Source organism: Lysinibacillus agricola, from assembly GCF_016638705.1.
GTDB classification, from domain to species: Bacteria; Bacillota; Bacilli; order Bacillales_A; family Planococcaceae; genus Lysinibacillus; species Lysinibacillus agricola.
The window spans coordinates 2,980,825-3,007,307 of the sequence record NZ_CP067341.1; the positions used below are offsets into that span (position 1 = coordinate 2,980,825).

At 34.8% G+C, this 26,483-nt stretch carries 28 protein-coding genes; 14 read left to right on the forward strand and 14 right to left on the reverse strand.

Annotated features, from left to right (window positions below; all coding sequences use genetic code 11):
- Positions 1 to 251: 251 nt before the first annotated feature.
- Positions 252 to 389 (reverse strand): hypothetical protein, encoded by a 138-nt coding sequence (locus tag FJQ98_RS26835; RefSeq protein ID WP_241774462.1) that lies wholly within the window; start codon positions 387 to 389, stop codon positions 252 to 254.
- 139 nt (positions 390 to 528) lie between these two features.
- Here FJQ98_RS26835 and FJQ98_RS14405 point away from each other — a divergent pair, with 139 nt between their 5' ends.
- A complete protein-coding gene (locus FJQ98_RS14405; RefSeq protein WP_053592563.1) occupies positions 529 to 1,479 on the forward strand; it encodes an MBL fold metallo-hydrolase in 951 nt (316 codons plus the stop codon).
- Between the two features lie 127 nt (positions 1,480 to 1,606).
- On the opposite strand, the gene FJQ98_RS14410 is transcribed toward FJQ98_RS14405, so the two are convergent.
- Positions 1,607 to 3,427, reverse strand: a complete 1,821-nt coding sequence (locus FJQ98_RS14410) for a DNA ligase D (RefSeq protein WP_053592564.1) — start codon at positions 3,425 to 3,427, stop codon at positions 1,607 to 1,609.
- Positions 3,428 to 3,531: 104 nt separating this feature from the next.
- Here FJQ98_RS14410 and ku point away from each other — a divergent pair, with 104 nt between their 5' ends.
- Positions 3,532 to 4,350 carry a non-homologous end joining protein Ku gene (ku, locus tag FJQ98_RS14415; protein ID WP_053592565.1) on the forward strand — a complete coding sequence of 273 codons (819 nt, stop codon included), beginning with the start codon at positions 3,532 to 3,534 and terminating at the stop codon, positions 4,348 to 4,350.
- Between the two features lie 45 nt (positions 4,351 to 4,395).
- Here the strand turns inward: ku and FJQ98_RS14420 are convergent, their stop codons facing one another.
- Positions 4,396 to 4,899 carry an AAA family ATPase gene (locus FJQ98_RS14420; protein ID WP_053592566.1) on the reverse strand — a complete coding sequence of 168 codons (504 nt, stop codon included), beginning with the start codon at positions 4,897 to 4,899 and terminating at the stop codon, positions 4,396 to 4,398.
- 10 nt (positions 4,900 to 4,909) lie between these two features.
- Positions 4,910 to 5,116, reverse strand: a complete 207-nt coding sequence (locus tag FJQ98_RS14425; RefSeq protein WP_053592567.1) for a hypothetical protein — start codon at positions 5,114 to 5,116, stop codon at positions 4,910 to 4,912.
- A gap of 309 nt (positions 5,117 to 5,425) precedes the next feature.
- Between FJQ98_RS14425 and FJQ98_RS14430 the strand changes: the two genes are divergently transcribed.
- The 3 genes from FJQ98_RS14430 to FJQ98_RS14440 all read left to right on the forward strand — a co-directional run bounded on the left by FJQ98_RS14430 (position 5,426) and on the right by FJQ98_RS14440 (position 8,246).
- On the forward strand, positions 5,426 to 6,181 hold the full coding sequence (locus FJQ98_RS14430; protein ID WP_053592568.1) for a class I SAM-dependent methyltransferase: 756 nt from the start codon (positions 5,426 to 5,428) through the stop codon (positions 6,179 to 6,181).
- A 111-nt stretch (positions 6,182 to 6,292) separates the two neighbouring features.
- Positions 6,293 to 6,991 carry a DJ-1/PfpI family protein gene (locus FJQ98_RS14435; protein ID WP_053592569.1) on the forward strand — a complete coding sequence of 233 codons (699 nt, stop codon included), beginning with the start codon at positions 6,293 to 6,295 and terminating at the stop codon, positions 6,989 to 6,991.
- A 232-nt stretch (positions 6,992 to 7,223) separates the two neighbouring features.
- Entirely contained in the window at positions 7,224 to 8,246 is a 1,023-nt protein-coding gene (locus tag FJQ98_RS14440) for a serine hydrolase domain-containing protein (protein WP_053592570.1), read from the forward strand.
- A gap of 199 nt (positions 8,247 to 8,445) precedes the next feature.
- Here the strand turns inward: FJQ98_RS14440 and FJQ98_RS14445 are convergent, their stop codons facing one another.
- The gene (locus FJQ98_RS14445; RefSeq protein ID WP_053592571.1) at positions 8,446 to 8,979 is read right to left on the reverse strand and encodes a dihydrofolate reductase family protein; all 534 of its coding nucleotides are present in this window, start codon (positions 8,977 to 8,979) and stop codon (positions 8,446 to 8,448) included.
- A gap of 105 nt (positions 8,980 to 9,084) precedes the next feature.
- Here FJQ98_RS14445 and FJQ98_RS14450 point away from each other — a divergent pair, with 105 nt between their 5' ends.
- The gene (locus FJQ98_RS14450) at positions 9,085 to 10,029 is read left to right on the forward strand and encodes a helix-turn-helix transcriptional regulator (protein ID WP_053592572.1); all 945 of its coding nucleotides are present in this window, start codon (positions 9,085 to 9,087) and stop codon (positions 10,027 to 10,029) included.
- A 93-nt stretch (positions 10,030 to 10,122) separates the two neighbouring features.
- Complete coding sequence (locus FJQ98_RS14455; protein WP_053592573.1) at positions 10,123 to 11,163, forward strand: DUF418 domain-containing protein; 1,041 nt, start codon at positions 10,123 to 10,125, stop codon at positions 11,161 to 11,163.
- Between the two features lie 605 nt (positions 11,164 to 11,768).
- On the opposite strand, the gene FJQ98_RS14460 is transcribed toward FJQ98_RS14455, so the two are convergent.
- The 3 genes from FJQ98_RS14460 to FJQ98_RS14470 form a co-directional block, all read right to left on the reverse strand.
- Positions 11,769 to 12,161: a RidA family protein gene (locus FJQ98_RS14460; protein WP_053592574.1), complete on the reverse strand. Its 393-nt coding sequence runs from the start codon at positions 12,159 to 12,161 to the stop codon at positions 11,769 to 11,771.
- 400 nt (positions 12,162 to 12,561) lie between these two features.
- Positions 12,562 to 13,932 (reverse strand): serine hydrolase domain-containing protein, encoded by a 1,371-nt coding sequence (locus tag FJQ98_RS14465; protein ID WP_241774463.1) that lies wholly within the window; start codon positions 13,930 to 13,932, stop codon positions 12,562 to 12,564.
- A 355-nt stretch (positions 13,933 to 14,287) separates the two neighbouring features.
- Complete coding sequence (locus FJQ98_RS14470) at positions 14,288 to 14,980, reverse strand: SDR family oxidoreductase (RefSeq protein WP_053592575.1); 693 nt, start codon at positions 14,978 to 14,980, stop codon at positions 14,288 to 14,290.
- A gap of 292 nt (positions 14,981 to 15,272) precedes the next feature.
- On the opposite strand from FJQ98_RS14470, the gene FJQ98_RS14475 reads away from it, so the two are divergent.
- The 4 genes from FJQ98_RS14475 (at position 15,273) to FJQ98_RS14490 (ending at position 17,998) form a co-directional block, all read left to right on the forward strand.
- The gene (locus FJQ98_RS14475; protein ID WP_053592576.1) at positions 15,273 to 15,614 is read left to right on the forward strand and encodes a hypothetical protein; all 342 of its coding nucleotides are present in this window, start codon (positions 15,273 to 15,275) and stop codon (positions 15,612 to 15,614) included.
- A 442-nt stretch (positions 15,615 to 16,056) separates the two neighbouring features.
- Positions 16,057 to 17,124: a hypothetical protein gene (locus FJQ98_RS14480; protein WP_053592577.1), complete on the forward strand. Its 1,068-nt coding sequence runs from the start codon at positions 16,057 to 16,059 to the stop codon at positions 17,122 to 17,124.
- A gap of 26 nt (positions 17,125 to 17,150) precedes the next feature.
- Positions 17,151 to 17,501 (forward strand): hypothetical protein, encoded by a 351-nt coding sequence (locus FJQ98_RS14485; RefSeq protein WP_201406472.1) that lies wholly within the window; start codon positions 17,151 to 17,153, stop codon positions 17,499 to 17,501.
- Between the two features lie 164 nt (positions 17,502 to 17,665).
- Positions 17,666 to 17,998: a hypothetical protein gene (locus FJQ98_RS14490; RefSeq protein WP_053592579.1), complete on the forward strand. Its 333-nt coding sequence runs from the start codon at positions 17,666 to 17,668 to the stop codon at positions 17,996 to 17,998.
- A 491-nt stretch (positions 17,999 to 18,489) separates the two neighbouring features.
- Here the strand turns inward: FJQ98_RS14490 and FJQ98_RS14495 are convergent, their stop codons facing one another.
- Positions 18,490 to 19,515 carry an alpha/beta fold hydrolase gene (locus FJQ98_RS14495; protein WP_053592580.1) on the reverse strand — a complete coding sequence of 342 codons (1,026 nt, stop codon included), beginning with the start codon at positions 19,513 to 19,515 and terminating at the stop codon, positions 18,490 to 18,492.
- Positions 19,516 to 19,776: 261 nt separating this feature from the next.
- On the opposite strand from FJQ98_RS14495, the gene FJQ98_RS14500 reads away from it, so the two are divergent.
- The 3 genes from FJQ98_RS14500 (at position 19,777) to FJQ98_RS14510 (ending at position 20,763) form a co-directional block, all read left to right on the forward strand.
- Positions 19,777 to 20,016, forward strand: a complete 240-nt coding sequence (locus FJQ98_RS14500; RefSeq protein WP_053592581.1) for a hypothetical protein — start codon at positions 19,777 to 19,779, stop codon at positions 20,014 to 20,016.
- A 220-nt stretch (positions 20,017 to 20,236) separates the two neighbouring features.
- Positions 20,237 to 20,395: a tyrosine-type recombinase/integrase gene (locus FJQ98_RS27215; protein WP_277815915.1), complete on the forward strand. Its 159-nt coding sequence runs from the start codon at positions 20,237 to 20,239 to the stop codon at positions 20,393 to 20,395.
- Positions 20,377 to 20,763: a tyrosine-type recombinase/integrase gene (locus FJQ98_RS14510; RefSeq protein WP_277815916.1), complete on the forward strand. Its 387-nt coding sequence runs from the start codon at positions 20,377 to 20,379 to the stop codon at positions 20,761 to 20,763. The genes FJQ98_RS27215 and FJQ98_RS14510 overlap by 19 nt, the downstream gene beginning before the upstream one ends.
- 76 nt (positions 20,764 to 20,839) lie before the next feature.
- On the opposite strand, the gene FJQ98_RS14515 is transcribed toward FJQ98_RS14510, so the two are convergent.
- The 5 genes from FJQ98_RS14515 to FJQ98_RS14535 all read right to left on the reverse strand — a co-directional run bounded on the left by FJQ98_RS14515 (position 20,840) and on the right by FJQ98_RS14535 (position 26,149).
- Positions 20,840 to 22,045 (reverse strand): EAL-associated domain-containing protein, encoded by a 1,206-nt coding sequence (locus tag FJQ98_RS14515; RefSeq protein ID WP_053592583.1) that lies wholly within the window; start codon positions 22,043 to 22,045, stop codon positions 20,840 to 20,842.
- 665 nt (positions 22,046 to 22,710) lie between these two features.
- Positions 22,711 to 23,814 carry a TFIIB-type zinc ribbon-containing protein gene (locus FJQ98_RS14520; RefSeq protein ID WP_053592584.1) on the reverse strand — a complete coding sequence of 368 codons (1,104 nt, stop codon included), beginning with the start codon at positions 23,812 to 23,814 and terminating at the stop codon, positions 22,711 to 22,713.
- A gap of 14 nt (positions 23,815 to 23,828) precedes the next feature.
- Positions 23,829 to 25,145: an SPFH domain-containing protein gene (locus tag FJQ98_RS14525; RefSeq protein WP_053592585.1), complete on the reverse strand. Its 1,317-nt coding sequence runs from the start codon at positions 25,143 to 25,145 to the stop codon at positions 23,829 to 23,831.
- A 192-nt stretch (positions 25,146 to 25,337) separates the two neighbouring features.
- Positions 25,338 to 25,712, reverse strand: coding sequence for a DUF423 domain-containing protein (locus FJQ98_RS14530; RefSeq protein ID WP_053592586.1), 375 nt, complete (start codon positions 25,710 to 25,712; stop codon positions 25,338 to 25,340).
- A gap of 11 nt (positions 25,713 to 25,723) precedes the next feature.
- Entirely contained in the window at positions 25,724 to 26,149 is a 426-nt protein-coding gene (locus FJQ98_RS14535; RefSeq protein ID WP_053592587.1) for an acyl-CoA thioesterase, read from the reverse strand.
- Between the last annotated feature and the right edge of the window lie 334 nt (positions 26,150 to 26,483).

Consider the following 26,483-nt stretch of genomic DNA (forward strand, 5'->3'; position numbering starts at 1 on the left):
CAAGTGACTTTAATGTATTGCTTAATTCCTGAATACAACTAGTTGTGTTCGTCATCATTTTTAACATATTATTTTCGTCCTCCACTAAGATAATGGCCCCGTACAAAGTAAAATATAATGTTTATTTAATGAAAAGCTATCGACTAAAAACAAAATAAAGACAACACTTGAAGGAATCATTCCGAAAATAAAGCCTTTAACATACGTATTAATAGGCAAAAAGTAATTACAAACTGCTATTGCAATAACGACTAATCCAACAAATAAGATAAGAACATAATGCTCTTTGAAAGTATCAACGGTCCACAAATTAGAACAGCTAAAATTGAAATGATGGCCAAATTAATATGATGGACTTTTCGTGTATCAAAACGAATCTTTTTCTCCATTAATGTATCCCCCTAAAAAACGAATAGACATTCAGTGTATTTTTCTATTATCATAAAGTATAACTACTGCTTTTTGTAGATAAAAAATGCATATTAGAGAATGTTTTACACTTCTTAAAAACGAAGGGGGATTATTTAAATGAGTAGAATTCAACAACTTGCACCAAATTTTTATTGTATTGATACACATGATTTAAATCGGGAACAGCGTACAAGCTCCTATTTGCTTATCGATGAAAAAATTGCATTAATCGAGACTTCTGCCAGTCCGTCTATGCCGTATATCGTAGAAGGTTTAGATGAATTACATATTGCTCTAGAGGATATTCAATATGTAATTGTTACGCATATCCATTTAGACCATGCTGGAGGTTCAGGGTTATTTTTACAAAACTGCCCAAATGCTACATTCGTTGTACATCCAAGAGGTGTATCTCATATGGTTGATCCTAGTCGTCTAATTGCGAGTGCAAAGAGTGTTTATGGGACAGAGTTCGATCGTTTATTTGATCCAATTGTACCTATCGATTCTGAGCGCATTATAGAAATTGGACATGAAGAAGTACTATCTTTAGGTCAACATCAGTTAACGTTTTATCATACAGAAGGACATGCAAAACATCATGTCTCGATGCTTTATTCTGCTACGAATGGTTTGTTTGTTGGAGATACAACTGGTGTACGTTATCCAGAAATGGAGAGCGAATCAATCGATTTAATTATTCCCTCTACTTCACCGAATCAGTATGACCCAGATACAATGGAGCAATCTATTCAGCTATATGAAAAGCTCAATGCTACAGAATTGTATTTCGGTCATTTCGGTGCTTATAAAAATCCAGCTGAAGCCTACAAACAGGTGCGCTACTGGACACCATTATTTTTAGCTGAGGGGAAAAAGGCGCTAACTGTATCTAGCGATTTTAAAGAACAAGTACACTTTCTAGATACTCGCTTAAAGGAACTTTTACACAACTATTTACAGGAAAATGGCATTCCAAAAAATCATCCGGTTTATGAAACAATTCCATTCGATACAATTGTTTCGGCAATGGGAATTCTGGATTATCTAGAAAAAAAGAACACCTAATTAACAAAAATTTTTTACACGATACTGAAAAAACGTAAAGCATCGGTACTGAACCCGATGCTTTTTTAATATGATATTGGCTTTAATCTTTTTGCAAATTTAATCGTCCTGATTAAAAAGCAATTCATTATTCCTTTAAATGATCTAAGACTGATTGAAAATCCTGGCTCTCCCCTACTTGACGGAAATCTTTAAATGGGTTGCTTACTCTTTTCATTCGCTCCAGTACAGCAGGAATGGTAAAGATATCAGGTGTTAAGTGCTCATTGACCTCCTCCCAATGTAATGGCGTTGCCACTAAGCCCTTTTCATTACCACGAGTTGAATATGGAGCAATAATTGTTTTCCCTTCTGCATGCTGCACATAATCTAAATATAATTTTTGATGTCTATTCTTCTTTAAACGCTCAATCGTATACAATCCCGGTTTTTGCTCACATAAAAAACGACAAACAAATTCAGTAAATACTCGCACCTCTTCATAGGAAAATGCATTTTCAGGTAACGGTATATATAGCTGCAACCCTTTTCCTCCCGATGTTTTAACAAAAGATTGTAGCTTAAAATAATCGATAATTTCCTTTAAATCCAGTGCTCCAGTGATGGCAAGTGAAAATTGATCAACAGAAGGAGGATCTAGATCGAAGACAATCTCAGTAGGATGCTCTGTTTGCAACGTTTGGAATGGTATGTGTAGCTCTAATGCTAGCTGATTGCCTAGCCATAATAATGCTTCAAGGTTGTTACATACAAGATAATGAATTTCGTCCATCCATCCTGTTGAAACAAATTCAGGTATTTTCTCAGGACTACTTTTTTGATAAAAGCTTTCACCCGGCACTCCATGAGGAAATCGAATTAACGTAAGCGGCCTATTTCGAAGAAAAGGTAATACATACGGAGAAATCATTTGCAAATAGTGCAAGTAACCATCCTTCGTAATACCGATTTCAGGCCAAACAGGCTTATCAGGATGCGTAATCTGAACAGTATCTGGAATAGGGAAAAGTTGACGCTGCATGTGCTGCCACTGACAATCCTCTGGCAACATCTCCAGTCGAAATACTTGGAAACGCGGTTCTCGACATTTGCTTCCATCAAAATCAATACAGGCTATATCAACACAAATGGATGGCTCCAGTTCCCATATTTCATTATTCCTCTGTCCATTCGCTTGAAAAAAAGCAATGAGTGTTTTACGCTCTTCCTCTGACATTCCATGTTTAAAAATAACCAATTCAACAAGCTCGTCCTGTCGATAAACAGAGCCATGAAAATAGCCATTTCCATGATCATATTTGGTGACTATGACCGTTACATAGCGCCAATTCTTGATTTTTAACCAATGTGTAGAGCGCGTATCTCCAATCCATTTACTTGTTTTCTTTTTAGCAACCATTCCTTCCCCATTGTTTACCCTAATAGCATGCCAAAGTGGCTCACTATGCTCCACACTGCTAATCGCTTGCAAAGGGCGTGGATCCTCATAATTGATAGTCTCAGGGAGCTTTAAGGTTGTAAAAAGCTTTGAGAGTTGCTGTTTACGTGTTTTTAAATACTTATTTGTCAGCGGCTCCCCTTTATAACGCAGTAAATCAAAAGCAATATAATGAAAAGTAAAGGCTTGTGCATGCGCAGCAATAACTTCTTTGTTTTGCATCCTACCTCTTTTTTGGACAAGCGAAAAATCACTTTTAAAATCATTCGTTAAATAAACTAATTCCCCGTCAAATGTTAATGGTAAAAACGCTTTAACTTGATCGAATAAGCTCTTACAAAAATCAAGTATCTCTGGAAACAAGTGATTTAAGTTATTGCCATTTCTGCTTATTAACATTGGCTGTTCGTCCCATACTAACATACATCTAAATCCATCATATTTTGTTTCATACATCCAGTCTTCACCAATAGGTGTTTCAAGCGCTTCCGTTAATAGCATTGGTTTCATAGGAATACCTACTTTGCTTTTTACCTTCAGTTTTTGACGATTTCACTTTAAGATACATAAAAATAAGCAAAATATATCATAGTAAGAAAAACGAGGTGATACAAATGCATACAGTTTGGAAAGGCAGTATCTCATTTGGTCTTGTCAATATACCGGTAAAACTTCATGCCGCTACCGAAAATAAAGATATTAAATTACGACAGCTTCATAAAGAATGTCATACACCTATTAGCTATAAAAAGGTTTGTGAAGGCTGTAACCAAGAAGTAAAAGATGAGGATATTGTGAAGGCATATGAATATGCCAAAAATAAGTTTGTCGTATTAGATCAAGAAGAATTAGAGAGCTTGCGGAAGGAAAATGAAGATAAGGCCGTTGAAATCATTGATTTTGTGAAATTAACTGAAATCGATCCTATTTATTTTGAACGCACTTATTTTTTATCCCCTGATACGACTGGTGGAAAGGCTTATTCCCTATTACGTCAAACATTAGAGCAATCCGGAAAAATAGGCGTTGCTAAAATTATTATCCGTTCCAAAGAGCAATTAGCGATTGTCCGCGTTTATCAAAATGCTTTAGTGATGGAAACGATTCATTTCCCTGATGAAGTAAGAAGTGTTGGTGATGTTCCAAATATTCCAAGCGAACAAAACATTGTTCCAAAAGAGCTAGAAACTGCATTGATGCTAGTAGATCAATTAACAACCGAATTTAATCCTGAAAAATATACAGACGATTATCGAAATGCTTTAATGGAGCTTATAGAAGAGAAAAAAGCTACGAATACAATTTCAGCTAGCGATAAACAGCCAGTACCTGATAATGTCACGGACTTAATGACAGCACTTCAAGCTTCCTTAGAAAAAACGAAAAAGCCAGCAACACGAAAACGAGCAACGAAAACAAAGAAAAATGCTTAATTTTACATAAAAAAAGCATATCCATTTTTATTGGATATGCTTTTATTAAAGAATCTCCCTTTTACTTGTTACGACCATTAGCTTGCCTCTATACATTCCATATTTCTGATAAAAATTAGGTTTGCCAATCTCCTCAAAATAACGATTCCATTTAAACATTTTTATAAATATTGAAAAAGTCGGTTTGTAATTGGACTTTTCCAAACCGATTTTTTGTAACGTAAATCTCTTTATAATTCGATAGATTCTGATGAAATAATTCGTATCTAAGAAAATAATTAAGTCGGCATTCGAAAAACTTTCTGCTACCCAGTCCTCATTATGAACACCCTCAATAATCCAAGCTTTTGTAAGAACAATATTATGCAAATAATCAACTTTTTGTGGATCGGTTCTTCTAATATCACTGGAATTTTGCCTTACCCAAACAACATTATCTAGTTCATAATAAGGAATATTTAATTGTGCTGATAATTCTTTCGCTAAAGTTGTTTTCCCACTTCCAACAGAGCCAATAATATGTATTTTTCGAGGAAATTTATTACTCAAATGAACCCTCCTATTCATTTTTTAATTTGATTATTTTTAGTTCCACCATAAGCGTGGGGTTGATTTCCGTTCCGGCTGGGCGCTTTGTTGCTGCCGCTTCGCTTTCGCTACAGAAAACATTTGTTGCTGCCGCTTCGCTTTCGCTACAGAAAACATTTGTTGTTGCTGTCGCTACGCTTTCACACAGATAAAACAATTGCTGCCGCTTCGCTTTCACACAGAGCAAAGCTTCCTGGGGCGTCGGGGCAACAGATGTTTTTTGCGCGAAAGCGTAGTGCTAACGAAGCGTCAGCGGCAGGATGTTGGTCACGAAGGCGTTATCACAGGATGTGATGCTCTTAGCCTTCGTTCCCCTGACGCTAATCCCCGAGGAGTCGCCCAGCCTCCACTCCAATCAACTTATATACATAGCATACGTTTTAATAAATATCATCTCATCTTTTAAAAAGAACTCAATTTGTGTGAATATTATATTTATTGTACAATATTCACACAAATTAAGATAAAGTTGAAGGAGCTAGATTGTATGTATCAAAATGAGTTTAGTGGAAATTTAGAGAAATATAAAGACCCTATTGATTATGATAAACTTCATGAAAATTACAACGTGGATTTATATTATATTGAGAATCTACTTAGTAAGAAAAGCGATACGATAATTGAATTAGCTTGTGGGACAGGTCGATTAGCTATTCCCCTTGCCAAGCAAGGACATGAAGTTTATGCAATTGATATTCATGAAGGGATGCTTCAGCAAGCTATTGAAAAAGCGAAAAAAGAGAATGTTGATGTACATTTTACTGTGCAAGACTGCACACAGTTTCATTTACCAATCACATCAAATTTTATTTATATGACAGGTAATTCATTTCAACATTTTTTAAGTAACGAAAGTCAAAATACTTTATTCCAATCCGTTAAAAAGCACTTACATCCAGGAGGAGAATTTGTATTCGATACGCGAAATGCCCTTCTAAGCGAGCTATCTATTGTAGATGAATATGAAGAAAACATAGTCAATAGTAAAGGTGAAAAATTAACTATTCAACATCGTGAAGAATATGATCCTATCACACAAATCTTAACTTGCCGTTCTATTAATAAGCTAGAACACTCAACTTTCGAAGATTCAATTCTACTTCGCTATACATATCCAATGGAATTGAAGAGGCTATTAGAACAAAATGGATTCGACTTGTTACACCTGTATGGATCATGGAACAAAAGTGACTTTACAAAAGATAGTATTTGTATGATTGTACATGCACGATTGAAAAAATAAGGCTACTTTCGAAAAGTTTGTTGCTATTCAACTTACGAAACAGTTTAGTTGAACTAGGATATAGGTTATTTGTGAGTTAGTTTGTAGAATGAGAGGAAGGTTAATGTAAGTATGAAGGTAATCATCTTTTTATATAATGGAGTAACTATGCTGGATGCGATTGGGCCTTATGAAGTTTTAAAGAATATGGAAGATACTGAGGTATTATTTGTCGCAGAGAAGATAGGTGAAATAAAAGCTGATTCAGGTTTTATAGACATTAATGTGAAACATAGTATCGATGATATAAAAGATGCAGATATTTTAATCATACCAGGTTCAACTATAGGGTTTATGCAGGAAATGAAAAATGGTAACGTATTGAATTGGATAAGGGAAGTAGATAAAACTACAAAATGGACAACTTCTGTATGTACAGGTTCTTTATTATTGGCTTCAGCCGGTTTGCTCAATGGATTAAAAGCAACATCACATTGGAGAGTTATCAATTTGCTTAGTAATTTTGGAGCAATTGCAACAAGAGAAAGAGTCATAGAACAGGGGAAATATATTACTGCATCAGGGGTATCTGCTGGTATTGATATGGCTTTACATTTATCTAATAAACTAGTTGGTGAAGATCAAACCAAAGCAATTCAGCTTACTATTGAATATGATCCACAGCCAATATTTAATGCTGGTAATTTTTCAAACGCAGAAGATAAAATCAAAAAAATTGCAGAGAAGAAATTATCAAAAGACGCACAAAAAGAGCTTGGATTGCTAGGTATGATTAAACACTCAAAAAATATACTTAAGTTAATGAAATAAACTTTTATCGTTACAATTAAATAGTTTAATTCTTATTCTACTAAAGCGTGCATGCTGTCATGTTGGCAGCTTTTCTTATTGCATTAAAAGGCAGATTAGTGAGGGTTAGTTGAAGAAGATAGCCAAACTAGAAGTAGCAATCTTTGAGAAACAGCCAAAAATAAAAAACCCATTTCGCAAACACAAGTTCCCCTATTCTGTTATAATGAAGAAAAAACTAGGAGCTCACTAGATGATAAACTTTCGTGAACGTATGGAGCATTACCGTATAACAGGTTTAAGCATGGTAGCTTTCGAAAAGGGAAAAATAAGTAAAGAGGATCATTTTGGTGTTCTAGAAGCAGGTACCGATAAAAAAATTAATGAGGACACCATTTTTAATGCTTGCTCAATCAGTAAGTTTCTAACAAGTATTTTAGTGATGAAATTAGTGGCACAAGGGATAGTAGATTTAGATGAAGATGTTAATAAAAAACTAGTTTCATGGAAGGTACCTGATAATCAATTGACTAAGCATAAAAAAGTTACATTACGCAACTTACTAAGTCATCAATCTGGTATTGTGGACCCTGAAGACAGTTTTATGGAACTAGAATCTTTCAACGAAATACCGTCCATGGTAGACATATTGAATGGTACAACTCCTTATTGCCCTGCTACCATTGAAGTGACCTATGAACCTGAAAGTGAATTTCACTATTCTGATGCAGGCTTTTGTCTTGTTCAATTATTGCTAGAAGATATCACGCAAAAACCTTTTTCTCATCTCATAGACAATTTTATATTTAAGCCACTGCGTATGACGAGCAGTACATTTTCTACCTCTCTTTCAACATCAAATTTAGATAATTTTGCATGTGGCCATGATCAAAATGGAGCGTTAATACCAGGGAAATATTCTATTTACCCTTATCTTGCAGCTTGTGGTATATGGACTACCCCAAGCGATTTAACAAAATTATTACTAGATGTTATGAATGCTGTCAAAGGGCAAAGTAAAATCGGCATTACATCAAAACAAACAAAAGAACTTTTCCGCCAACAGGGATGCAAGGAATGGACGGGCCTTGGCGTATTTCTAGATGGCACGGACGAGAAACTTGAATTTTCCTCGCTTGGCTGGGGTGTTGGGTTTCAATGTATGCTAGTAGCCTATCCATACCTCGAACAAGGGATTGTTCTGATGACCAATACTGATACAGGTATGCATCAAATGAAGGGTATCATGGGTGAAATCTACCATTCGCTTTACTAAGAACAGAAAAGAGGCTGATCATCAAGCCTCTTTTTTTCCTTGCACAAAGTTGTAAGGTAATAGAATCAGCAGGCTCTGCCATTTTGGTTTCAGCATAACTGAAGAGGAACTGTTGATTTTCACGGAGAGTGGCGACTCCTACGGGATGAGCTTGCACGGAAAGCGCCATCTCGGAGTGAAAATCAACCTTTTAGGATAATCATTTAGCCTCTTTCTTCACCTTATAATGCATTTGCACCATTTGCCCATAGCGTTGTGTAGTTACTAACTCCAGATCTTGATATGGATTATTATCCTTAAACAATGGTATTCCAGAGCCTAATAGGTGCGGTGTAATCGTTATGATTAATTCATCGATCAACTGTTCCTTCATAAAGGCATCGAGAATTCCCGCTCCGCCAACCATCCAAATTTTAGAGCCTTTCTGTTCCCTTAATTTTTTCGTAAAAGCTACAACATCTTCATTCACAAACTCAACATGTTCGTTTTTACCACTTAGTGACGTTGTGAATACATAACATTTCTTATCAGGATATGGAAAAGATTCGATATGCTCTACGACGTAATCATACGTTCTTTTGCCCATAATAATGGTATCGATGGATTGATACATGTCGGAATAGCCATTATCCCCTTCTCCCTCTGCCTCATCTAGCCATTGTAAATCATCATTCTCTTTCGCTATAAATCCATCCAAACTTGTCGCAATAAATAAAATAATTTCTCGTGACATATTGTCATCTCCTTTTCTCTTTTGAAAAACTCATGAACAATATTTATAATAAACATAAAACATGACAACTACTGGCATAATTAAAAGAAAAGGTGAAAAAATAAAATGTCAAAAGCAAAACGTTTATTAGATATCCTTCTATTTGTTAGTGCAAAAAAGAAATTTACTGCACAAGAAATTGCTGATGAATTCAATATATCAATTCGCACGGTTCATCGATATATTTTAGATTTAAGCGATATGGGCTTACCTATTTACGCAGAACAAGGACGAAACGGTGGCTATACTGTCCTAACGAGCAGACTACTTCCGCCTATTTTATTTACAGAAGATGAGGCAGTTTCGATTTTCTTTGCCTTCCAATCACTTCATTATTACCGTGATTTACCTTTTAATACGGAAATTAAATCCGCTTCTCATAAGCTTTATAGCTCGCTTCAGAAGGAGGCGAAGCGGAAAGTGGATAAACTTCAATCCTACATCTCGTTTTGGAATCCTAAACGGGCTATTGAAACCCCTTTATTGAAAGCCGTTTTAGAGGCAGCTTTGGAAAACAAAAATCTACATATTCACTATGAATCCAAATCAGGGACAACAACGAAACATATTCATCCAATCGGTGTGTATGCGCATGATGGGTTGTGGTATATGCCCGCCTTTGATTTTACAAAACAAAAAATATTACTGTTTCGTGTAGATCGTATTCTTTCCATCGTAGAAAGCGAAGAAAACAAAGAGGAATTTTTAAATTTGGAGGAGTGGTTTGGCAGCACATATGAAAATAAACAACCCATTCGTTTACATGTTCTATTATCCAGAGAAGGTGTACGACAATGCAAAAGTGATCCAAACCTTGAGGATTTTGTCTTCATAAAAGAAGATGGTACAGGTTATATTGATTCCATTATAGACAAAGGTGAGCTTAATTTTATTAGCCCCCTCTTCTATCGACTGGGTATGCATGCTCAAATTGTAGAACCAAAAGAGTTAATCAATATTTTACAACAGCAAGCAAAAGGCATTTTATCTATGTATCCCGAAAATGATTAATGTTATATGACGATTTTGTAAGATTGGCGTAACATTCATCGTTACTACTTTGTGGTCAATTTCCTTATACTTTGTGAGTGAGGAGGAAATAAAATGCAACCAATTGAATTAAACAAACGAATTGATACATTAGATTATTTAAGAGGATTTGCTTTATTAGGAATTATTTTAGTCAATATTCCAGGACTATTGAGGATGGAACCACCAAATACATCTGTTGATATTACGTATAATAGATTTCTAACACTATTTGTGGAAGGTAAGTTTTTCACCATCTTTTCATTTTTATTTGGTGTAGGCTTTTACATTTTCATTTCCCGTGCAATGGCTAAACATGAAAATGCCTACCTATTATTTATTAGAAGAATGATTATTTTATTGATAATCGGACTTGTACACTTTTATTTCCAACCCGGAGAAGCATTAACCATCTATGCAATATTTGGGCTAATAGCGTTACCATTTTACAAAGTTCGGAAAGAAATAAACTTGACTATCGGGCTTATACTATTAGCGGTATCAGCTTATTATGGAATCAAAATTGTTATGCCGTTCCCTCTAATTCTACTAGGTTTAGCTGCTGGGCAGTATCGAATTTTTGAAAAGATCCATGACAATCGTAAAAGATTAGTAATCATGACAGTTATTATGTTCTTTATTAGCATAGGGGGATTGCTGTATCAATGGCATTATGTACCAGAGGCAATGGTGAACTTTGATCATATGACAGAAAGTGAATTGAATGAACATGTGACAAACTTTGAAAAGTTTGCGCTAATAGGTCTTCAGTTTAGCCCATTTGTTTCAGCATTTTATGTAGGACTACTAATGCTCTTACTGCAACTGCCTTTATGCCAGGTCTTGCTTTCACCATTAAAAGACTATGGCCGCATGGCATTAACAAACTATTTAGGGCAAACAGCGCTGATTTTAATGATAGGCAATGCCTTTCATCTTATTGGCAATATTCGTTTCATCCAATCTCTTTGGATTTGCATAGGCATTTACATTTTTCAATTACTGTTTAGTAAGATTTGGCTAAGATTTTTTAAATTTGGACCAGTTGAATGGTTGTGGCGTATGGGTACTTATTGGACAGTACCTTCATTGCTTAAATCTAAGGAACGCTCTTAATGAAAATACAGCTTATTGTTTTAGAAAATGACAAACACCTAACAGAAAGTTTTTCCCATTCATAAAATGGTAGTGTACCCAATTCGCTTCTATCTTGCTCATACCTTCGGCAAGAAACGCACCCCCATCATTTAAATTTTTATTTTGGTCACTTATTCATCGAAAAAGTGACCTTTTTTCTTATCAACATACTTAAATCCATTATGTACTGCACAAGACTCCCGAGGAATGCTTTCTGTATGGAGGAAAAGTTGATGGATAACAAAAAATCAAATCAGAATAATCAAGTTCCAAAATTAGAAAACCCAGCGGCCAAACTCGCAGTGATAGGTGGCGCAATTACTATCTTGGTGATGCCATAACTACGATTGCAGCAGGATTCGCGTTAGAAGAACAACTAAACGATAGCAATAGTCATAAGACAAATCCAAAAAATGCTGCGCTAAATAAGTAATAGCTACATAAATTACCCTCCACCATTCAAAAGAATTAAATAACCCAAGTGGACAAGTAATGGCTTTCTGAGACTAACTAAAGCTTAAAATGATAGACTTTTTTGTATGAAAAACCGACAAAACCATTATAGATTTTGTCGGTTACATAGCTTATTTAGCAGCCCAAATATCAATCTCTATTTTAATGTCAGGCAGACCTAATGCACTAATATAAGCAATCGTCATAGAAGGATAAGGATTTCCAAACATTGCTTCCCATTGTTGATAGAAATCATTCCAATCTATTTCTTCTGTTGCCCAAATATTGGCTTTCACCACATTGTCTGCGTTTAGTCCCTCTGCCTCTAATATTAATTGGATGTTTTTTAATGTGTTCCTAACCTGCTCTGTTAGTGATGATGGTATTTCACCGTTACCCCCAACGCCAATTTGTCCAGATAATGCATACATTGTTGCATCCTTAGGAATTATTGTTAAATGGCTGTAATTGCCAACAGGGCTAGGTACTTGGATCGGATTTTTGCGTGTTATTTTATTATTCATAGTTAATCTCCTCTAGGTTTTATTTTTCTAAAAAAAGGCAGACTTGTCCCTTAAAAACTCAATTTTAGAAAAAAACAGCAGTCGAGAACCCAATACCCATACTTAAAAAACGTATTGATCTTTTTTTCATTTGGATTCTCCCCCTTCACCTAAAGTTGCTTTCACATTACCATATTTTTCATAAACAATCAAATTTCTAATTTGTTATTTAATAATAAAAAGTGAATTATCACTTTTTTACTATTTCGTTACACTATCATTGCTCCATCAACTTTTACTCGTTTTCTCTTTAGTAAAAATATTCAATAACCCCAATGAATAAAAAATCACACTTGTCACTATTGCACTATAAAACAACACAGAAATTGAAGCTGGACCCCATACTTTCATAAATCCCCAATTAGATCCCCCTAATAAAATTTTTGGGAGCATAATTATAAGTGTTAAAACTATTGCTACAACTAAAGAATGTATGAATAGAAAAAAAAGTCCTTTTTATATTTAAAGATACTCTAATTCGTTGTTCTTTAACAATTTTTCTCAAAGTTGTTAGCAATAAGATGCTTAAAAACATCCCAAGGCCGACAACAAAAACGCATAGAAGTGTCACCGTTTTATCCAACTTTTGGAGGTTGTCGGAATGAATATTATTAACATTTTTTCCCTCCCATAAATCCATTACACCTTGACCTATGTCCGTTGTATAGCTTGAATTCATATTGGATAATATAGCTACTCCTAATTGTTCATCAGGCTGCATAACGAAATAAGATGTAAATGTTGGATTTTCACCGGCATGGAATATATATTGTTTTTTGTCTCTCTCCATAACTCCCCATCCACTTGCGTAGTATGTATCCTTATCGAAAGGCTCTACAGATTGATCAGGGATATGCGATTCTTGAATCATTTTTTTATCAATAGAATAAATTTGGCTATTTCCTAACTGTAACTTTAACCATTTTGCTATATCATTCGTGTTACTTATCATATATCCAGCAGGTACATTTCCACGATAGATAGGCGGTGTATACTGCTGATCTCTCATAAGTCCTATTTTATAACCTGATGCCATCTCATTAGATTTAACTTGATGCAGACCAACAAATGAATCATTCATATAAATTGGCTCTAATATATGATGTTTGATATACACATCAAAGGGCTGTTTTGCTACCTTTTCAACAACGAGTCCCAAAACATCATAATTAAGCGTTGCGTACTGAAATGAGCTACCTGGTTGTCGATTTAATGGCTGATCAAGTAATTTATTTACAGTCAACTCAAGAGCATTACTTTCGTTACTTTTTGGGATATCATATATAGAGTTATAAGGTATGCCACTTGTATGATACAATAACTGACTAATAGTAATCGACTGAGGCTCACCATTATATTTTAACTTAAACCATGGGATATACTTCTGGACATCATCAGAGCGTTTTAGCAACCCTTCCCTTTCCAATTGTAGAATAGCTAGTCCTGTAAATGCTTTCGATGTGGATCCTAGTTCAAATAATGTATTAGAAGTAACTGGTGTTTTTGACTTAACATCCGCGTATCCAAAACCTTTTTCATAGACCGTTTTCCCCTTCTCTACAATTACTAACGATATCCCTGGAATTTTACTAATTGCCCTTTGCTCTTCAACAAATTGTTCAATCTTTTGAATTTTTTCATCTGAGTCTGCTTTAACTATTGTTGGCGCTAAACTATAAAATGCTACAATCATAGCAATCATAAACATATAGATTTTTAACGATGGTTTCAATTTCATTTCTCCTTTAGCTGGGTATCAAGTTATAAATTCCTTAGCAACATCGTTAACTATAACAAGCAATTAGTACTGCAACCATCGTTTTGCATGACTAAAAACATCAGAACATGACAGTTTTGTAACGTATCATTCTTTTACAGTCAATCTATGTAGACACTTTTCGTTAAAGTGGACAACCAGACAGAAATCTTGCATTATCACAAAAAGACCAGGTACTCATTATAAAAATGAGTGCTGATCTTTTTTGAATAACTGTATATTTTAGCAAATGACCAGGCTCAACATAAATTGTAGTGCCTGGTCATTATCTTTTAGCGTACTATCATATTAGAAATTCAAAATCATTGTGTTATCGATGATTTTTAATAACAACCTCAGTTACAGCTAACGCTTTCCTTGGTTTAATATTATCCATGATAATATCCGCGATATCATTAGGGTCCATTAGGTTCTTGGTTTGTTCCTCTGAAAATATCCCGTCCCAAAACTCTGTTCTCATACCACCCATGTATACTGCACATACATTAATAGATGTATCGTTTAATTCTAGTGCTAGACTCTCTGTAAACCCTTTTACACCAAATTTACTCGCACAATAAACAGATTCCGTTACTTTCCCTTCTTTACCAGCTGTAGAAACAATATTTACGATTGTTCCTTCATTACGTTCTTTCATACCTTTTAGCACTTCTTGTGTGCAAAAAATTGTGCCTTTTAGATTAATATCAATCATTTGTTGAACTGAATCTTCACTCAAGTTTTCAGCATAATCAAAATAGCCAACCCCAGCATTATTAATTAGTAATTGAATGGATCCAAATTCACCTTGTATAGATTGAATTATTTGAGCAACCATTTGTTTTGAGGAAACATCAACCTCATAAATAGAATATCCATGAGTTAAAGTTTTAGCCGTTTTTTCAAGCTTTGATTTCGTTCGCCCAAGCAAACAAACGTAATAGCCTAAACCCGAATATTTTTTAGCAAGTGCTGCACCTAATCCACTACCAGCACCAGTTATAACAACGATATTTTTACTCATATTTATCATCCTCTCTCGCAGTTAATTATACCAGAATAGGAACTCCTATCAATAAACGACCGTTGAATATTGTAATAACATCACTTTTGCCCTATTCAATTCATAAAAACTAGGTGAAGCATCGACTATAACATGTACTGTTACCCATCTCAATGGCTCATTTATTCAATTTACACATTTTTTATTGATAGCAAATTGATTAATATATCTAAAGCATTTCAATAGAACCTTCATATTATGAATATGTAATCTGTAGATTATAAATTTATTATTTTACAGGAGGGAATTTTTAATGCCTTTAACTACTGGTCCAATTGAAAATACAGGAAATCTACCAGCTAATGCAACTAGCGTCCGTGTCATAATTCTTAATCTTACTGGAGGCTTACTTACAGGGGCAGTCAGAGTTTTTAAACTTAACGGTACAAGAAAATTATTATCAACAACTTCCTTTAGCGTAGATGCGAATGCTTCTACTTCTGTAACTCCAAGTGTGGGAAATGCTACTCAATTTGAAGTTGAAATTGTTCCTAATCAAACTGGCGGATTATATAGCGTTTATGGAAGAACAGCTTCAGGTGTTCTCATTACTGCCCAAAGGTTTCTTCATTCAGAACTAACAGAGATTTTTTAATTGTAGGAACAAACCTTTAATAACTTTCTTCGTTTAAAGTAAATCAATTATGCCTCGGCATAAAATGATTTTCATTGACACAATTGTTTATCAACAACATGGAAAGTCATTCATAAAAATGAGTGACTTTTTTTATTGTTAAAGAAACTATAGATTCTGAGTTGGAATAAACGAGTGGGTAGCACATTTGTTCTTTTGGTTTTAGTACTGGATTGACGTATCTCAAACTTCGGCATCTCCTGATCAAGTCACTTAATCTTTTGGAGAGTTCCTCTCTAATTTTTATTCAATACGATGCATATACGTTCCTAATCCATCCCTACTTATATGTCAACCAACACTTTTTTGTCATTTTTTGGGTATGCAAAACATATAATATTATATTATTAATTTTCAAGGCATAATTTCATCGGATACAGAATATAATTCTGGAGGGTGTTAAATGAATACAATTAAATCTTTAATTTTCCCCCAAGACTTGACTAGACTAAATAAAACTCTACTAAAAGAGGTTTGTCATAAAATGACTCTAGAATCAACAGGTAATGTAAATGATTTAGCAAGTAGAGTTTGGGATGCTTTTGAACATATAGAAGATGATGTTTTTAAAAAGATAAGCAATAATATTTTTTCTGGACCAGTGTCTTTAGCTTGGTATCAAACTACAAATCAAAATGGTTTAACAGGACTTAAACAAAGTATTATTGATAAAATGCCCTTTAATCCTTTCGAAACAGTAATTACACCAAACAGCGAAAGTGTTCCCATTGAACCTACAATTATTGCTGCTGCGGGAATCGAAAGTTCACAAGCATATTATTTAAGGTTTATTCATAGAACTGGGGTAAATGTTGATTACTTTTTAACTAACCGTAGAGAATACATTAAACATGAAATTACGACAGTTTATATTGATGAAATTAAGGGAATATTAGAAGTACGAGCAAGTTCAACTGTTGCAAAGAAAATTATTGCTGAGTTAGCTAAAATAGTGGATATAAAATACGAATTCAAACAGTATGATTTCTTAGAGAAATATGGTGGTTCTCTTGAGCCTTTAGCTGATGTTCTTCAAGGAAAGCTTATTGATGCTACAGGAAGACCAGCAGGATTAGTAAATACATTTGAAGAGACACAAGGTCAATCAATTGTGAGTATACTTTCTGCCATTGATGAATACTATACTAATGGTGAATTGTCCGTGCTTGAGCAAAACTTAAATAGCGAGGATATTACCGGTATTTTAGAAACAACACCTTTTACTTTGTTACTTTTAAGTGGTCTTGAAACAATAGGATTAGGTAGTATTAGAGAACTAAGGGGGTTACCATTATACAATTATTTAGAACCTTACCTATCCAAACAAAAAGGATCAATACTATTTGAACATAGTGTTGGTGGCGTAGTACAAGAATATTCTATTCGAATCGGCATAACCACGAAGACATTTAAATTCAATGTATTTGCGTCTGAACATGTATTGGATTATATTAGAGAAAAGTTGATTTAACAAATTTATTCTGCGAGGTAAAATGTGTGAGCAATTTAAAGCCATGGGAAATTTCTCAAAAAATAGATAATGCACTACAAGCAATTGCTATAAGTGAAATTAGTAAATTTTACCATAGTTATATTGCAAAAATAACTAACTTACCTCTTGGAGTAGTTATTGATAAATTAGCTGAACTAGAAAAACAGGAAGCGCTTGTTATAAAATTAGAGTTCCATTGCGAAGAATGCAGTAGAAGTATATTAACTGCTAATAAATATGATCTGGGAAATATTGATTCCATTACTTGTAAGTATTGTGGTACAGAAAACTGTTTTGATCCTTTAAACGCTATTCCAATAATTGAATTAAGTGAGGATTTTAAACAAAGTTTTTAAAAAACAAAAATAATAACAAAAGGGCTAATGTCGGGTTAAGTAAACAAAATAAACCTGAGAGTTTAAGAGAAATTATAGATATTTTAGCAAAAGAAAATTCTAGTCAATTATTAGATAAAGTTTCAAAAATTGGGCAAGTAACTATTTTTTTAGGAGATGGTTATATGGGTGAATCTAGTAAATATGGTGGTTTAACTTTTGGAGAAAACAATGGTAATATAACTATTGAAAACAATGGTACACTAAATCAAGGGATAGCTTGCCAATCTGATGATATGATCAATGCTTTACGACAGCTTCACGAGGAAATTCAACACCTATCAGATGAACAACGAGATATTGCAGAAGCAAATTTCGAACTACTTCAAACTTATATAAACAAAGGTGATAAAGAGAAAGCTAAGAAACCATTAGAGAAATTAAGTAGTTTACTAGGTGTTATTAGCTCTATTGTATCGATCGCTTCTGCCCTAGGACTTGGAATCCCTTTAAAATAATAATTCAATTAAAGACCAAAATTAGTCTGCACCCCAATTGTTAGTCACATCTAACAATTGGAGGTGCAGTTTTATATTTGTATCCCCTAAAACCTTGATATATAAGCGTTTGTAAGACTATCTAAATATATTGTGTTCATAAATGCATATAAATTATAAAGGTTTATCAATTTTTAAGAACGTGGACATAAAAGCTTTTAAAAATGACAGTTTACTTTAGTGACCTTCATTTATGGTATTAAAGGTAAATCAATTGAGGTACATTTTGGGTAGTAAAATATGATGTTTTGTACCCCACTAAAATGAAACTTTTTGTAACTAATGCCGGGCGAGTGTATGTAATCTTTACCTTAAGTAATCACTTAATTTAAAGAAAATTAAGTAAAAGTCACTCATTATTTTTCACTTTGAGTGACTTTTTAATAATAAGTAATCTGCGAATACCTATTAAGCGTAGTTTTATTATTTTAATAGTAACAAAAAAGCAGCTATCAATTGATTTCATCAGCCGTTTCCAATATTGATTCTATTATTACCTCGGGTTGGTCATACATTACGGAGTGACTACTATTTGGAACTAAAACGAATTTACTATTAGTGGATAAATTGGTCAATCGTTTTTGAGAATCCTTCCATTTCTTGTTAAGGTCACTCGCCTCTTGTTCTGAGAACCCTAATTCTACGGCCATTAATTCTACATCAATTGGTGTGACAATCGTTAAAGGCTTATCACCTAAAGATTGAGTGTCTTTCAGTAATTTTTCAGAGACTTTTATTTCCTTAATTTCTTCACCTAATACTTTAAAAAACGGAGCGTCCCAATGGACATTTATATATTTTTCTGCGGAAATGTAATCAGGTATAGAATCTGAAAACATATTTTTTCCTATTAGTCGTACTATTCCAATTTGAGATAAGATACGATTCATAGTTTGGTCTTGTGTCTCGAAAAACTTGTTATTATATTCTGTAGCTTGTTCTGAAAAATATTCATTTCTTGAATCAACAAGAACTAATCCAGATACCTTTTCTGGGTATCTGTCTGCAAAGAGACGAGAATAAATCCCGCCAACAGAATGACCAACTAATATTACAGGTGTGTCAATTTTAGAAGATTCGAGAATTTTACTTAAATCTTCAATCGTAGTGTCGACAGAAAATCCATTGGGAGAAGGGTCACTCCATCCATATCCTGCTCGGTCATATGTTATTACTTGGGTATGCTTTGATAATTCTTGCTGAACATTTGACCAATCATAAGACCAAGAACCTGTTCCTGTTTCAATTACAACAGGTGGTAGATTCGTTTTGATTCCTTGGATATTCATATGTATTTCTCTATTTCCAACATCAACCATCTGTCCATCTGGTGGGAATTTGTTTTTAACATTTTTATAACTGATTAATTCATAAAGAAATCCCGCGATCAATGTAAGTGAGACGACAGTAATAAAAACCAATCCTATCAGCTTCAATTTTCTAAACAGTTTGATAATAATCGAATATTTAATCTTCAAACTACCACATCCTTTCACTAACTCTTTAACACTTGCGACCGTTTGTCTGTTAAATTGTACTATAAATCAATATCATTTATTCTAACATTCAGAATTTTTAAAATAGTTATTTATTTCATTAACGGAAAAGCAGCCTAATGAAGAGCATAACCAATTCTGAGCTGTAGCGTGTGACGACGCTGCGGCTTTTTCTATGTTATAATTTACATATAATACATAATGAGGTAACTGAATGGACTTACTAAAAGATGAGGTAACTAAATGGACTTACTAAAAGCTTTTGCATCTGGTGGATTAAGCGTGCTATATATCATACTGCCAGTAATAATACTAATGGCTGTTGAAATCGGATGTATCGTTGTTTTTTCGTCAATTTTTGAAAAACTACTCCCCAACAAAATTTATAAATCCCTTCTAGTCTGCGTGGCTCTAGTTATTTTTTACATTTGGGCTGTGCCAATGGATTTGGGATTTTTAAATTTTTTTAGAGCGATGTTTTAATCGCTCTTTTTTAGTTTAATCCTTAAAGTGTGCATTAACTTTTAGGATTATCTGCAACTCGTTCCCAACGATTAATCCCCATCGTAAAGAAGAAATAACATGTTAAATAAATTAAGTGACACTATTTATTAATTATCAAATCAAGATGATAGAGAACGACCAACATTAGGATTGGTGTGTGGTGACCAATATAGTCTAATTATAGATTCTGGCTTACGCAATTCTCTTAACTTTAGCAACTACTGGTATGCGTAAGGGTGAATTAGCAGCTCTAACTTGGAAAGATATAGATTTCGAAAGCAAAATAATTGCTATAACTAAAACACGCGATGAATATGGAATCCCAAAACTCGTAATAGCATTCGCACTATCCATATGAGTGCTGAACTAGCAGAGCAATTAGAAGGTTTTAAATCTTGGTGTGTGGAATCAAAGAAAGTATATGGTAGCCAATTAGAAGATGGTGATTATGTATGTATTACTGCGAACCTTGAACCAATAAGTAGTAGTTACATTGTGCAAATGTTCAATGCTATAAAAAATGAGCATCAAATCGAATGGTTTTCTGCCCATATATTGAGACACACTTTTTTGAGTATTTTAATTGCAGAAGGCGCTGCTATTACAACAGTGGCAAAAACAATTGGAGATACACCTGAAATGGTGATGAAAGCATATGCACATTCACTTGATGATGAAGAATTAAAAGCTACTAAAATTCTTTCATCCTTAATAAAACTCAAGTGAATCTATTTTTTATCCAAATTTGGGGTACAAAGTGTTTTTGTACCCCTAAAACCTTGATATATAAGCGTTTGTAAAACTATCTAAATATATTGTGTTCATAAAGATAATCATAGGAAAGATCGACGAACAAATACTCATGCTCGTTAATAGCAATCGAAAATGTCCTTGTAATTTCCCCTGTTTCAATATCTCGATAAAGCTCTGAAATTTCCCCGCTTTGATCGTTACGCATTTTAATGATTGTTTGTAAGAAGTATGGACGCCAACTCCAGTTTTTATTGATGGCTCTTGGCTGCAACTCCCACTGACCATCTATTCGCATCACGTTTGGGGATAGTTGGAAGCCATCTTCATTACAAATATATAATCGGAAAGAATAACTATCCAATAGCTGTGCCAAATGCTCTAAATGTGTGATGTTGTCACTAGAAGGTTTAACACGATGGACAATTGCTTCTAGCTCTTCTCGCAATTTTTTCAGCTCAAAATATTGCACCTCTAGCATTTTCTTTTCAGAGGTAATAAATTGCTGGCACTCCTCCTTAAAACGCTCTTTTAAAATATCCTTTTCTACAAATGTCATTGCAGGATTTGCCAAGTACCGTCCTTGATAGAAGCGGCCTCCATTTTTCCAGGCAAACTGTAATTGATAAACAGTTTCGATTCCTTCAAATAAGAGGTTTGCGCCAATTTTATAAGCAAGGCTACCTATTGCTGATATCATATCTGACTGTGCAGACCAAGAATCATAATTTAAATCTTTAATATTGACCTTTAAAATTTGTGGGGATAATAGTGCAATGTGCTCTAAATGACTCTCCGCTCCCACTTCTTGAACGGCAATTTTCATACCGAAAGTCGTAAAATAACGTAGCGCATGATGCAACTTATGAATGTCTCCTAGAAAACGATGCTCAGAAACTACTAATACAATACGATGTAAATCTTCTTCACTGATATATTGTTGAATAATATTAAAGTGACTTTCTCCAAAATCCTGCATCAGCAAGTTCGGATTACTCGGAATATAAATATCAATATCTGGTGCGATTTCTTCTATTTTTTCTAATGCAGCATGTAGAATTTTATGTTCCATGTCAATACGATATTCTTCTGGAATATCTTCATTATTCACAAAATCTTTTAAATTAATTTGTTGACCCTCAATTTGTAACTGTCCGGAAATTTCGTAGGCAATCACCGTATGCGCATCCGCGCTAAATATAGGTTGAAAATACCCATGTAATTGATCTAAATTTGTTAACACTTCAATTGCGTCCATTGTAGAAACCTCCATACATGATGTTATTCAAGAATAACATTACATTCACAGCTCATTACATGAAAAAAGCTCTCTGACTGTATAATAATTTGTTTAAAGTAAATTGGCAACTTCACATGGCGTAATTTTATGGAAAAAATCTGTTTTAAAATTTAACAAACTTCCACCTAATAGTTGCTAAAACTAATCAGACCACAATAAATCCTTTACAGGTTCTCTGCACACCCCTGACACTAGAATTACCTTTATTTGATGCAAAGCGAAGTTATTTTTATCTGATAACACACTAATACATTAAAACACATGGCTATACCTATCCGCATTTTTCTGACAATTCATCACTAATAACGACTTTTTCGTATAATAGGTTGCTTAGGCCCACTTATTTTATATGCATCACACTAAAACATGTATTCGCTGAATTTTTCATGTATTGCTGTGTAAAAAAACTTCGTCAGAATTCCTTTATCACTATAACTTATGCAACTATTTAAAGCGACTGCCGTGATAACTAGAGATTTTCATCCCATTTCCTTCAATTATTCAGTCGTTCACCATTACTTTAGATGATTTTATTTTTATGTTGGCGCTTCCCCTACTACTTATAGTAAAAAAAAGCAGTATTCCTAAGGAGAGATTATATCCAACAGGAATACTGCTCATGACTATTCTGACATAAAGAAATACCAAATAATTGCGATTGCAATTAATGATAAGACTACAGCAATTGTTACACGAAGCGGTGAAATTGGAGCATCCCCACCTACTTGACCCGTTTGTCCATTTACCATAAATTGGTAAATTTTCTCTTTGTAGCGGAATGAAGAAAGCCAGATTGGTAACATAAGATACTTGTATGTAATATCATCATGTGTTGTAGAGAAACGTAAATTGGATACAACATCTGCATTCTTTTCCCAACGGACTTTTGAAGTAATCTGCGCACTTAGATGATCATGAATTTCTCTCTTTGCTTGGCTCCACCCGTCCTGCAAACCAATACTATAACGTTCTGATAAAAAACCAGTTACATATTCTGGCTTATAGGCTTTATTATTGAGTAAATTAAATGGCTCTATTTTCCGCATCATATTCCGATCATAACGTGTTGTCGCACTTATTAAATAATCGTCAATAAATTCCTGGTAAAAACCACTTGTGGAATACCAATCTGTTTCAGTTCGGGTATTTCCATCTTTATCTGTAACTGTGCGATGTCTACCGTATTTTGCGGAATACCTTGAGCTTGTTTTAGTGTCAAAAGTCCAATAAGGAAGATAAACCCCTTTAAACGAATCAGGCTTTGCACTATTTTTTGCTGCTTTCGGCGTAAACCATCTTCCCTTAATCCATCGTTGGAAATTATCGCCCGCTTGCTTATCTGTTATTTCAAATGCACATACCCCGTTTGGTGCTAGTGTGTTTTCAGCACTTGCTTCCATAACCTGATTATAGCCACAGTATGGACAGCTATCGGCTACCTGTAACGCATCATAAATCGTTTCTGCCGCACAGGCTTTACAAATAACTGTTTTTTTCTCAACACCCCAATTAAAATTCCCACGTTCTTCAGCCTTTGCAAAATCCATTTCCTGGGCAATTTTTTCTTCTTGCTCTTCTGGGGTTGCAATTTCAGTCTCATAGCCACAATAAGGACATGATAGCTTTCCAGTTGCTGGGTTAAACTCAATGGATGCACTACATGATGGACACTCAGCGTCGAAATCAAGCTTTACTTGTTTGACATTTTCAGCATCTTGCGTTGTCATCACTAGTCATCTCCTTACTTAACGTCATTTTCATCAAACACATCGCCACACTCTGGACAGAATTTTGGTGGGGTCGCAGGATTTTCTGGCTCCCAACCACATTTATCGCAAACATATTGTAATGCTTCTGAAGGTTTTTTAGCACCACATTCGCTACAGAATTTACCTTTGTTGACAGTACCACATGTACATGTCCAGCCCTCTTCGGCAGGTTTTGCTATGCCACAGTTTGAGCAGAATTTACCAGTGTTTTCATTACCACAAGCACATTTCCATGTACTTGAAGTCGCCGCTGTTTGTCCTTGCTGAGCCGTCTGTTTATTTTGCTCATTCATTTGGTAAAGCTGTCCTGCATTAACACCGCCTGCTTGTGTTGCCATGTTCATTCCCATAAATCCTGCCATTGCTCCACCATCATTGTTTGCAGCTGCAATCATTGCTTCCGCCTGAGCGCCTGTTAAATTAGCCGCAGCCATACCTGGATCACGCATAACAGCATTTCGTTGCAATTGTTTAATCATTGCTTCATCTTCTTCAGATGCTTTTAAAGAACTAATGCCAAAGGATACAACCGCTAAGCCACGAGTTGCAAGCCACTTCTCTGATAACACTTTATTAAGGGCATCCGCCAGTGCAACTGTATGTGCAGGAATTTCGCTATAGCGTACCCCACTTGCTGAAATCTGTGCGAAAGCTGGCTGTAACGCAGTCATCAACTCCGTTTTTAATTGGCTATCGATTGCATCTCGTGTAAACTCGCGCTCTATGTTTCCACAAACATTTGTATAAAATAATAATGGATCGACAATTTTATATGAATATTCGCCATGACAACGTATGGCAATATCAATATCTAGGCCGATATTACGGTCGATTACACGGAATGGAATCGGTGCTGGTGTCCCATATTTATTGCCTACAATTTCTTTTTTATTAAAATAGTACACACGCTGATCTTTTGCAAGCTCTCCCCCAAAAGTGAAGCGTTTACCGATCTGCTTGAATGTTTCCGTAATGCCTTCGGACAAATCATTGCCATACATAATCGAAGGCTCTGTTGATGTATCGTAAACATACTCACCAGACTCCGCTGAGAACTCGACCACTTTCCCTTGCTCGACAATCATCATACATTGACCTTCATTTATAGCAATAATGGAGCCATTACTAATAATATTGTCATTGCCTTTATTTGATCCTCGTTTAGAAGTACGTTTAACACCCTTTTCTACAAGAACATCCGCTGTGAGTGACTCACAATAGAAATATTCACGCCATTGATCTTCTAGAACGCCCGCTAAAGCGCCGACTCCTGCTTTTAATAAACCCATATTTATTCCCACCTTCAACTATATACTTAAGTCTTATTTTATCACTTAAAATAATCTAATCATTATGTAGTACGCATAAAAAGGACAATTTGTTTCATTTTTTTTAACTTCTCTATAAAAAAGAGATAGCTCCATAGGAACTACCTCTCTTGTATTTAGTACTATATTTTTTTTAGTGGATCATATCGTTTCTTAAGAAAATGCAGAAATAGCAACAAGTATCCAGGCAACAATAAATAACAGACCGCCGATTGGTGTAATCGCTCCAAGCTTTTTAACACCTGTAACGGCTAATACATATAAACTACCGGAGAAAAACACAATACCTGCCAACATTAAATAACCTGCCCAGGAAAGCATACTAGATGCTCCTAAAAGGGCATCACTCGATAAAATACCAAGTCCCAGTATACCTAGTGAATGATACATATGATATTGCACCGCAGTTTCCCAAATAGCCGCATAGTGTGGTGACGCAAATTTATCTTTTAGTGCATGAGCCCCAAAAGCACCTAGCACTACACCAAGACAAGCCATAATTGCCCCTAAAGCTAATAAAATTTCCATATATACTTCTCCTATTTCGTTTCACATGCGATTTCTTTATATTTCGCATCCCATGCTGGATCAATTTTACTTAGGGATACCGGACGTAACGTATCTTTGTGCGCTAGAATATGTACTGACTGAGCAGTTGCCGCAATCGTGCCATCTTCATGTAAAATTTCATAGCCATATGTTGTACGTAGACGATCGTGCTTTTCCACCCATGTACGTACCGTCGCCACTTGGCCATAATGCATAGCCGCCTTATAAGAAATGGATAAATCCATCACTGGCGATACATAACCCTCTTTTTCTAATTCCGCATACTCAAAGCCTGCATCATTTACTAGCTGGGAGCGTCCAATCTCCATCCAAATAATATAGTTCGCATGATACACCACACCCATTTGGTCGGTCTCAGCATATCGAATTTCTATTTGTTTCTCACTTACAAACATTTTCTTCACCTCGTCATTCATTATAGCGTAAAAATATTGATTTAGTGGGGTTTTTGCTCTACTGATTTTTGTGAGATGAAAAATAATGACTCCATTAATAGTGATACTTAATTAAAGTTCAAATTTATTCAATATATTCCTTTACACCATATAAACTCATATAAACTCTTTTAATTGGGGTACTTTCTGGGGTACCGTTATTTTAAACAAAAGATACAAAAGCATTGAGCAGGTGCAACAATACAAAATCTTCAGGGCTCAAGCCGCTTCATACATTTTTATTGTTTCCATTGTCCTGTTGACAGGGAGCAGTTCACAAACGCTGCAGCTTTTT

What these genes read in the sequence shown, in the direction of transcription:
- FJQ98_RS14530 (WP_053592586.1), bottom strand. Translation starts at nt 25,712, where the DNA reads ATGGAAATTTTATTAGCTTTAGGGGCAATTATGGCTTGTCTTGGTGTA.
- FJQ98_RS14405 (WP_053592563.1), top strand. Translation starts at nt 529, where the DNA reads ATGAGTAGAATTCAACAACTTGCACCAAATTTTTATTGTATTGATACA.
- FJQ98_RS14450 (WP_053592572.1), top strand. Translation starts at nt 9,085, where the DNA reads ATGTCAAAAGCAAAACGTTTATTAGATATCCTTCTATTTGTTAGTGCA.
- FJQ98_RS14515 (WP_053592583.1), bottom strand. Translation starts at nt 22,045, where the DNA reads ATGGACGCAATTGAAGTGTTAACAAATTTAGATCAATTACATGGGTAT.
- FJQ98_RS14440 (WP_053592570.1), top strand. Translation starts at nt 7,224, where the DNA reads ATGATAAACTTTCGTGAACGTATGGAGCATTACCGTATAACAGGTTTA.
- FJQ98_RS14500 (WP_053592581.1), top strand. Translation starts at nt 19,777, where the DNA reads ATGGACTTACTAAAAGCTTTTGCATCTGGTGGATTAAGCGTGCTATAT.
- FJQ98_RS14430 (WP_053592568.1), top strand. Translation starts at nt 5,426, where the DNA reads ATGTATCAAAATGAGTTTAGTGGAAATTTAGAGAAATATAAAGACCCT.
- FJQ98_RS14455 (WP_053592573.1), top strand. Translation starts at nt 10,123, where the DNA reads ATGCAACCAATTGAATTAAACAAACGAATTGATACATTAGATTATTTA.
- FJQ98_RS14520 (WP_053592584.1), bottom strand. Translation starts at nt 23,814, where the DNA reads ATGACAACGCAAGATGCTGAAAATGTCAAACAAGTAAAGCTTGATTTC.
- FJQ98_RS14535 (WP_053592587.1), bottom strand. Translation starts at nt 26,149, where the DNA reads ATGTTTGTAAGTGAGAAACAAATAGAAATTCGATATGCTGAGACCGAC.
- FJQ98_RS14470 (WP_053592575.1), bottom strand. Translation starts at nt 14,980, where the DNA reads ATGAGTAAAAATATCGTTGTTATAACTGGTGCTGGTAGTGGATTAGGT.
- FJQ98_RS26835 (WP_241774462.1), bottom strand. Translation starts at nt 389, where the DNA reads ATGGAGAAAAAGATTCGTTTTGATACACGAAAAGTCCATCATATTAAT.
- FJQ98_RS14490 (WP_053592579.1), top strand. Translation starts at nt 17,666, where the DNA reads ATGGGTGAATCTAGTAAATATGGTGGTTTAACTTTTGGAGAAAACAAT.
- FJQ98_RS14460 (WP_053592574.1), bottom strand. Translation starts at nt 12,161, where the DNA reads ATGAATAATAAAATAACACGCAAAAATCCGATCCAAGTACCTAGCCCT.
- FJQ98_RS14435 (WP_053592569.1), top strand. Translation starts at nt 6,293, where the DNA reads ATGAAGGTAATCATCTTTTTATATAATGGAGTAACTATGCTGGATGCG.
- ku (WP_053592565.1), top strand. Translation starts at nt 3,532, where the DNA reads ATGCATACAGTTTGGAAAGGCAGTATCTCATTTGGTCTTGTCAATATA.
- FJQ98_RS14445 (WP_053592571.1), bottom strand. Translation starts at nt 8,979, where the DNA reads ATGTCACGAGAAATTATTTTATTTATTGCGACAAGTTTGGATGGATTT.
- FJQ98_RS14525 (WP_053592585.1), bottom strand. Translation starts at nt 25,145, where the DNA reads ATGGGTTTATTAAAAGCAGGAGTCGGCGCTTTAGCGGGCGTTCTAGAA.
- FJQ98_RS14475 (WP_053592576.1), top strand. Translation starts at nt 15,273, where the DNA reads ATGCCTTTAACTACTGGTCCAATTGAAAATACAGGAAATCTACCAGCT.
- FJQ98_RS14480 (WP_053592577.1), top strand. Translation starts at nt 16,057, where the DNA reads ATGAATACAATTAAATCTTTAATTTTCCCCCAAGACTTGACTAGACTA.
- FJQ98_RS14410 (WP_053592564.1), bottom strand. Translation starts at nt 3,427, where the DNA reads ATGAAACCAATGCTATTAACGGAAGCGCTTGAAACACCTATTGGTGAA.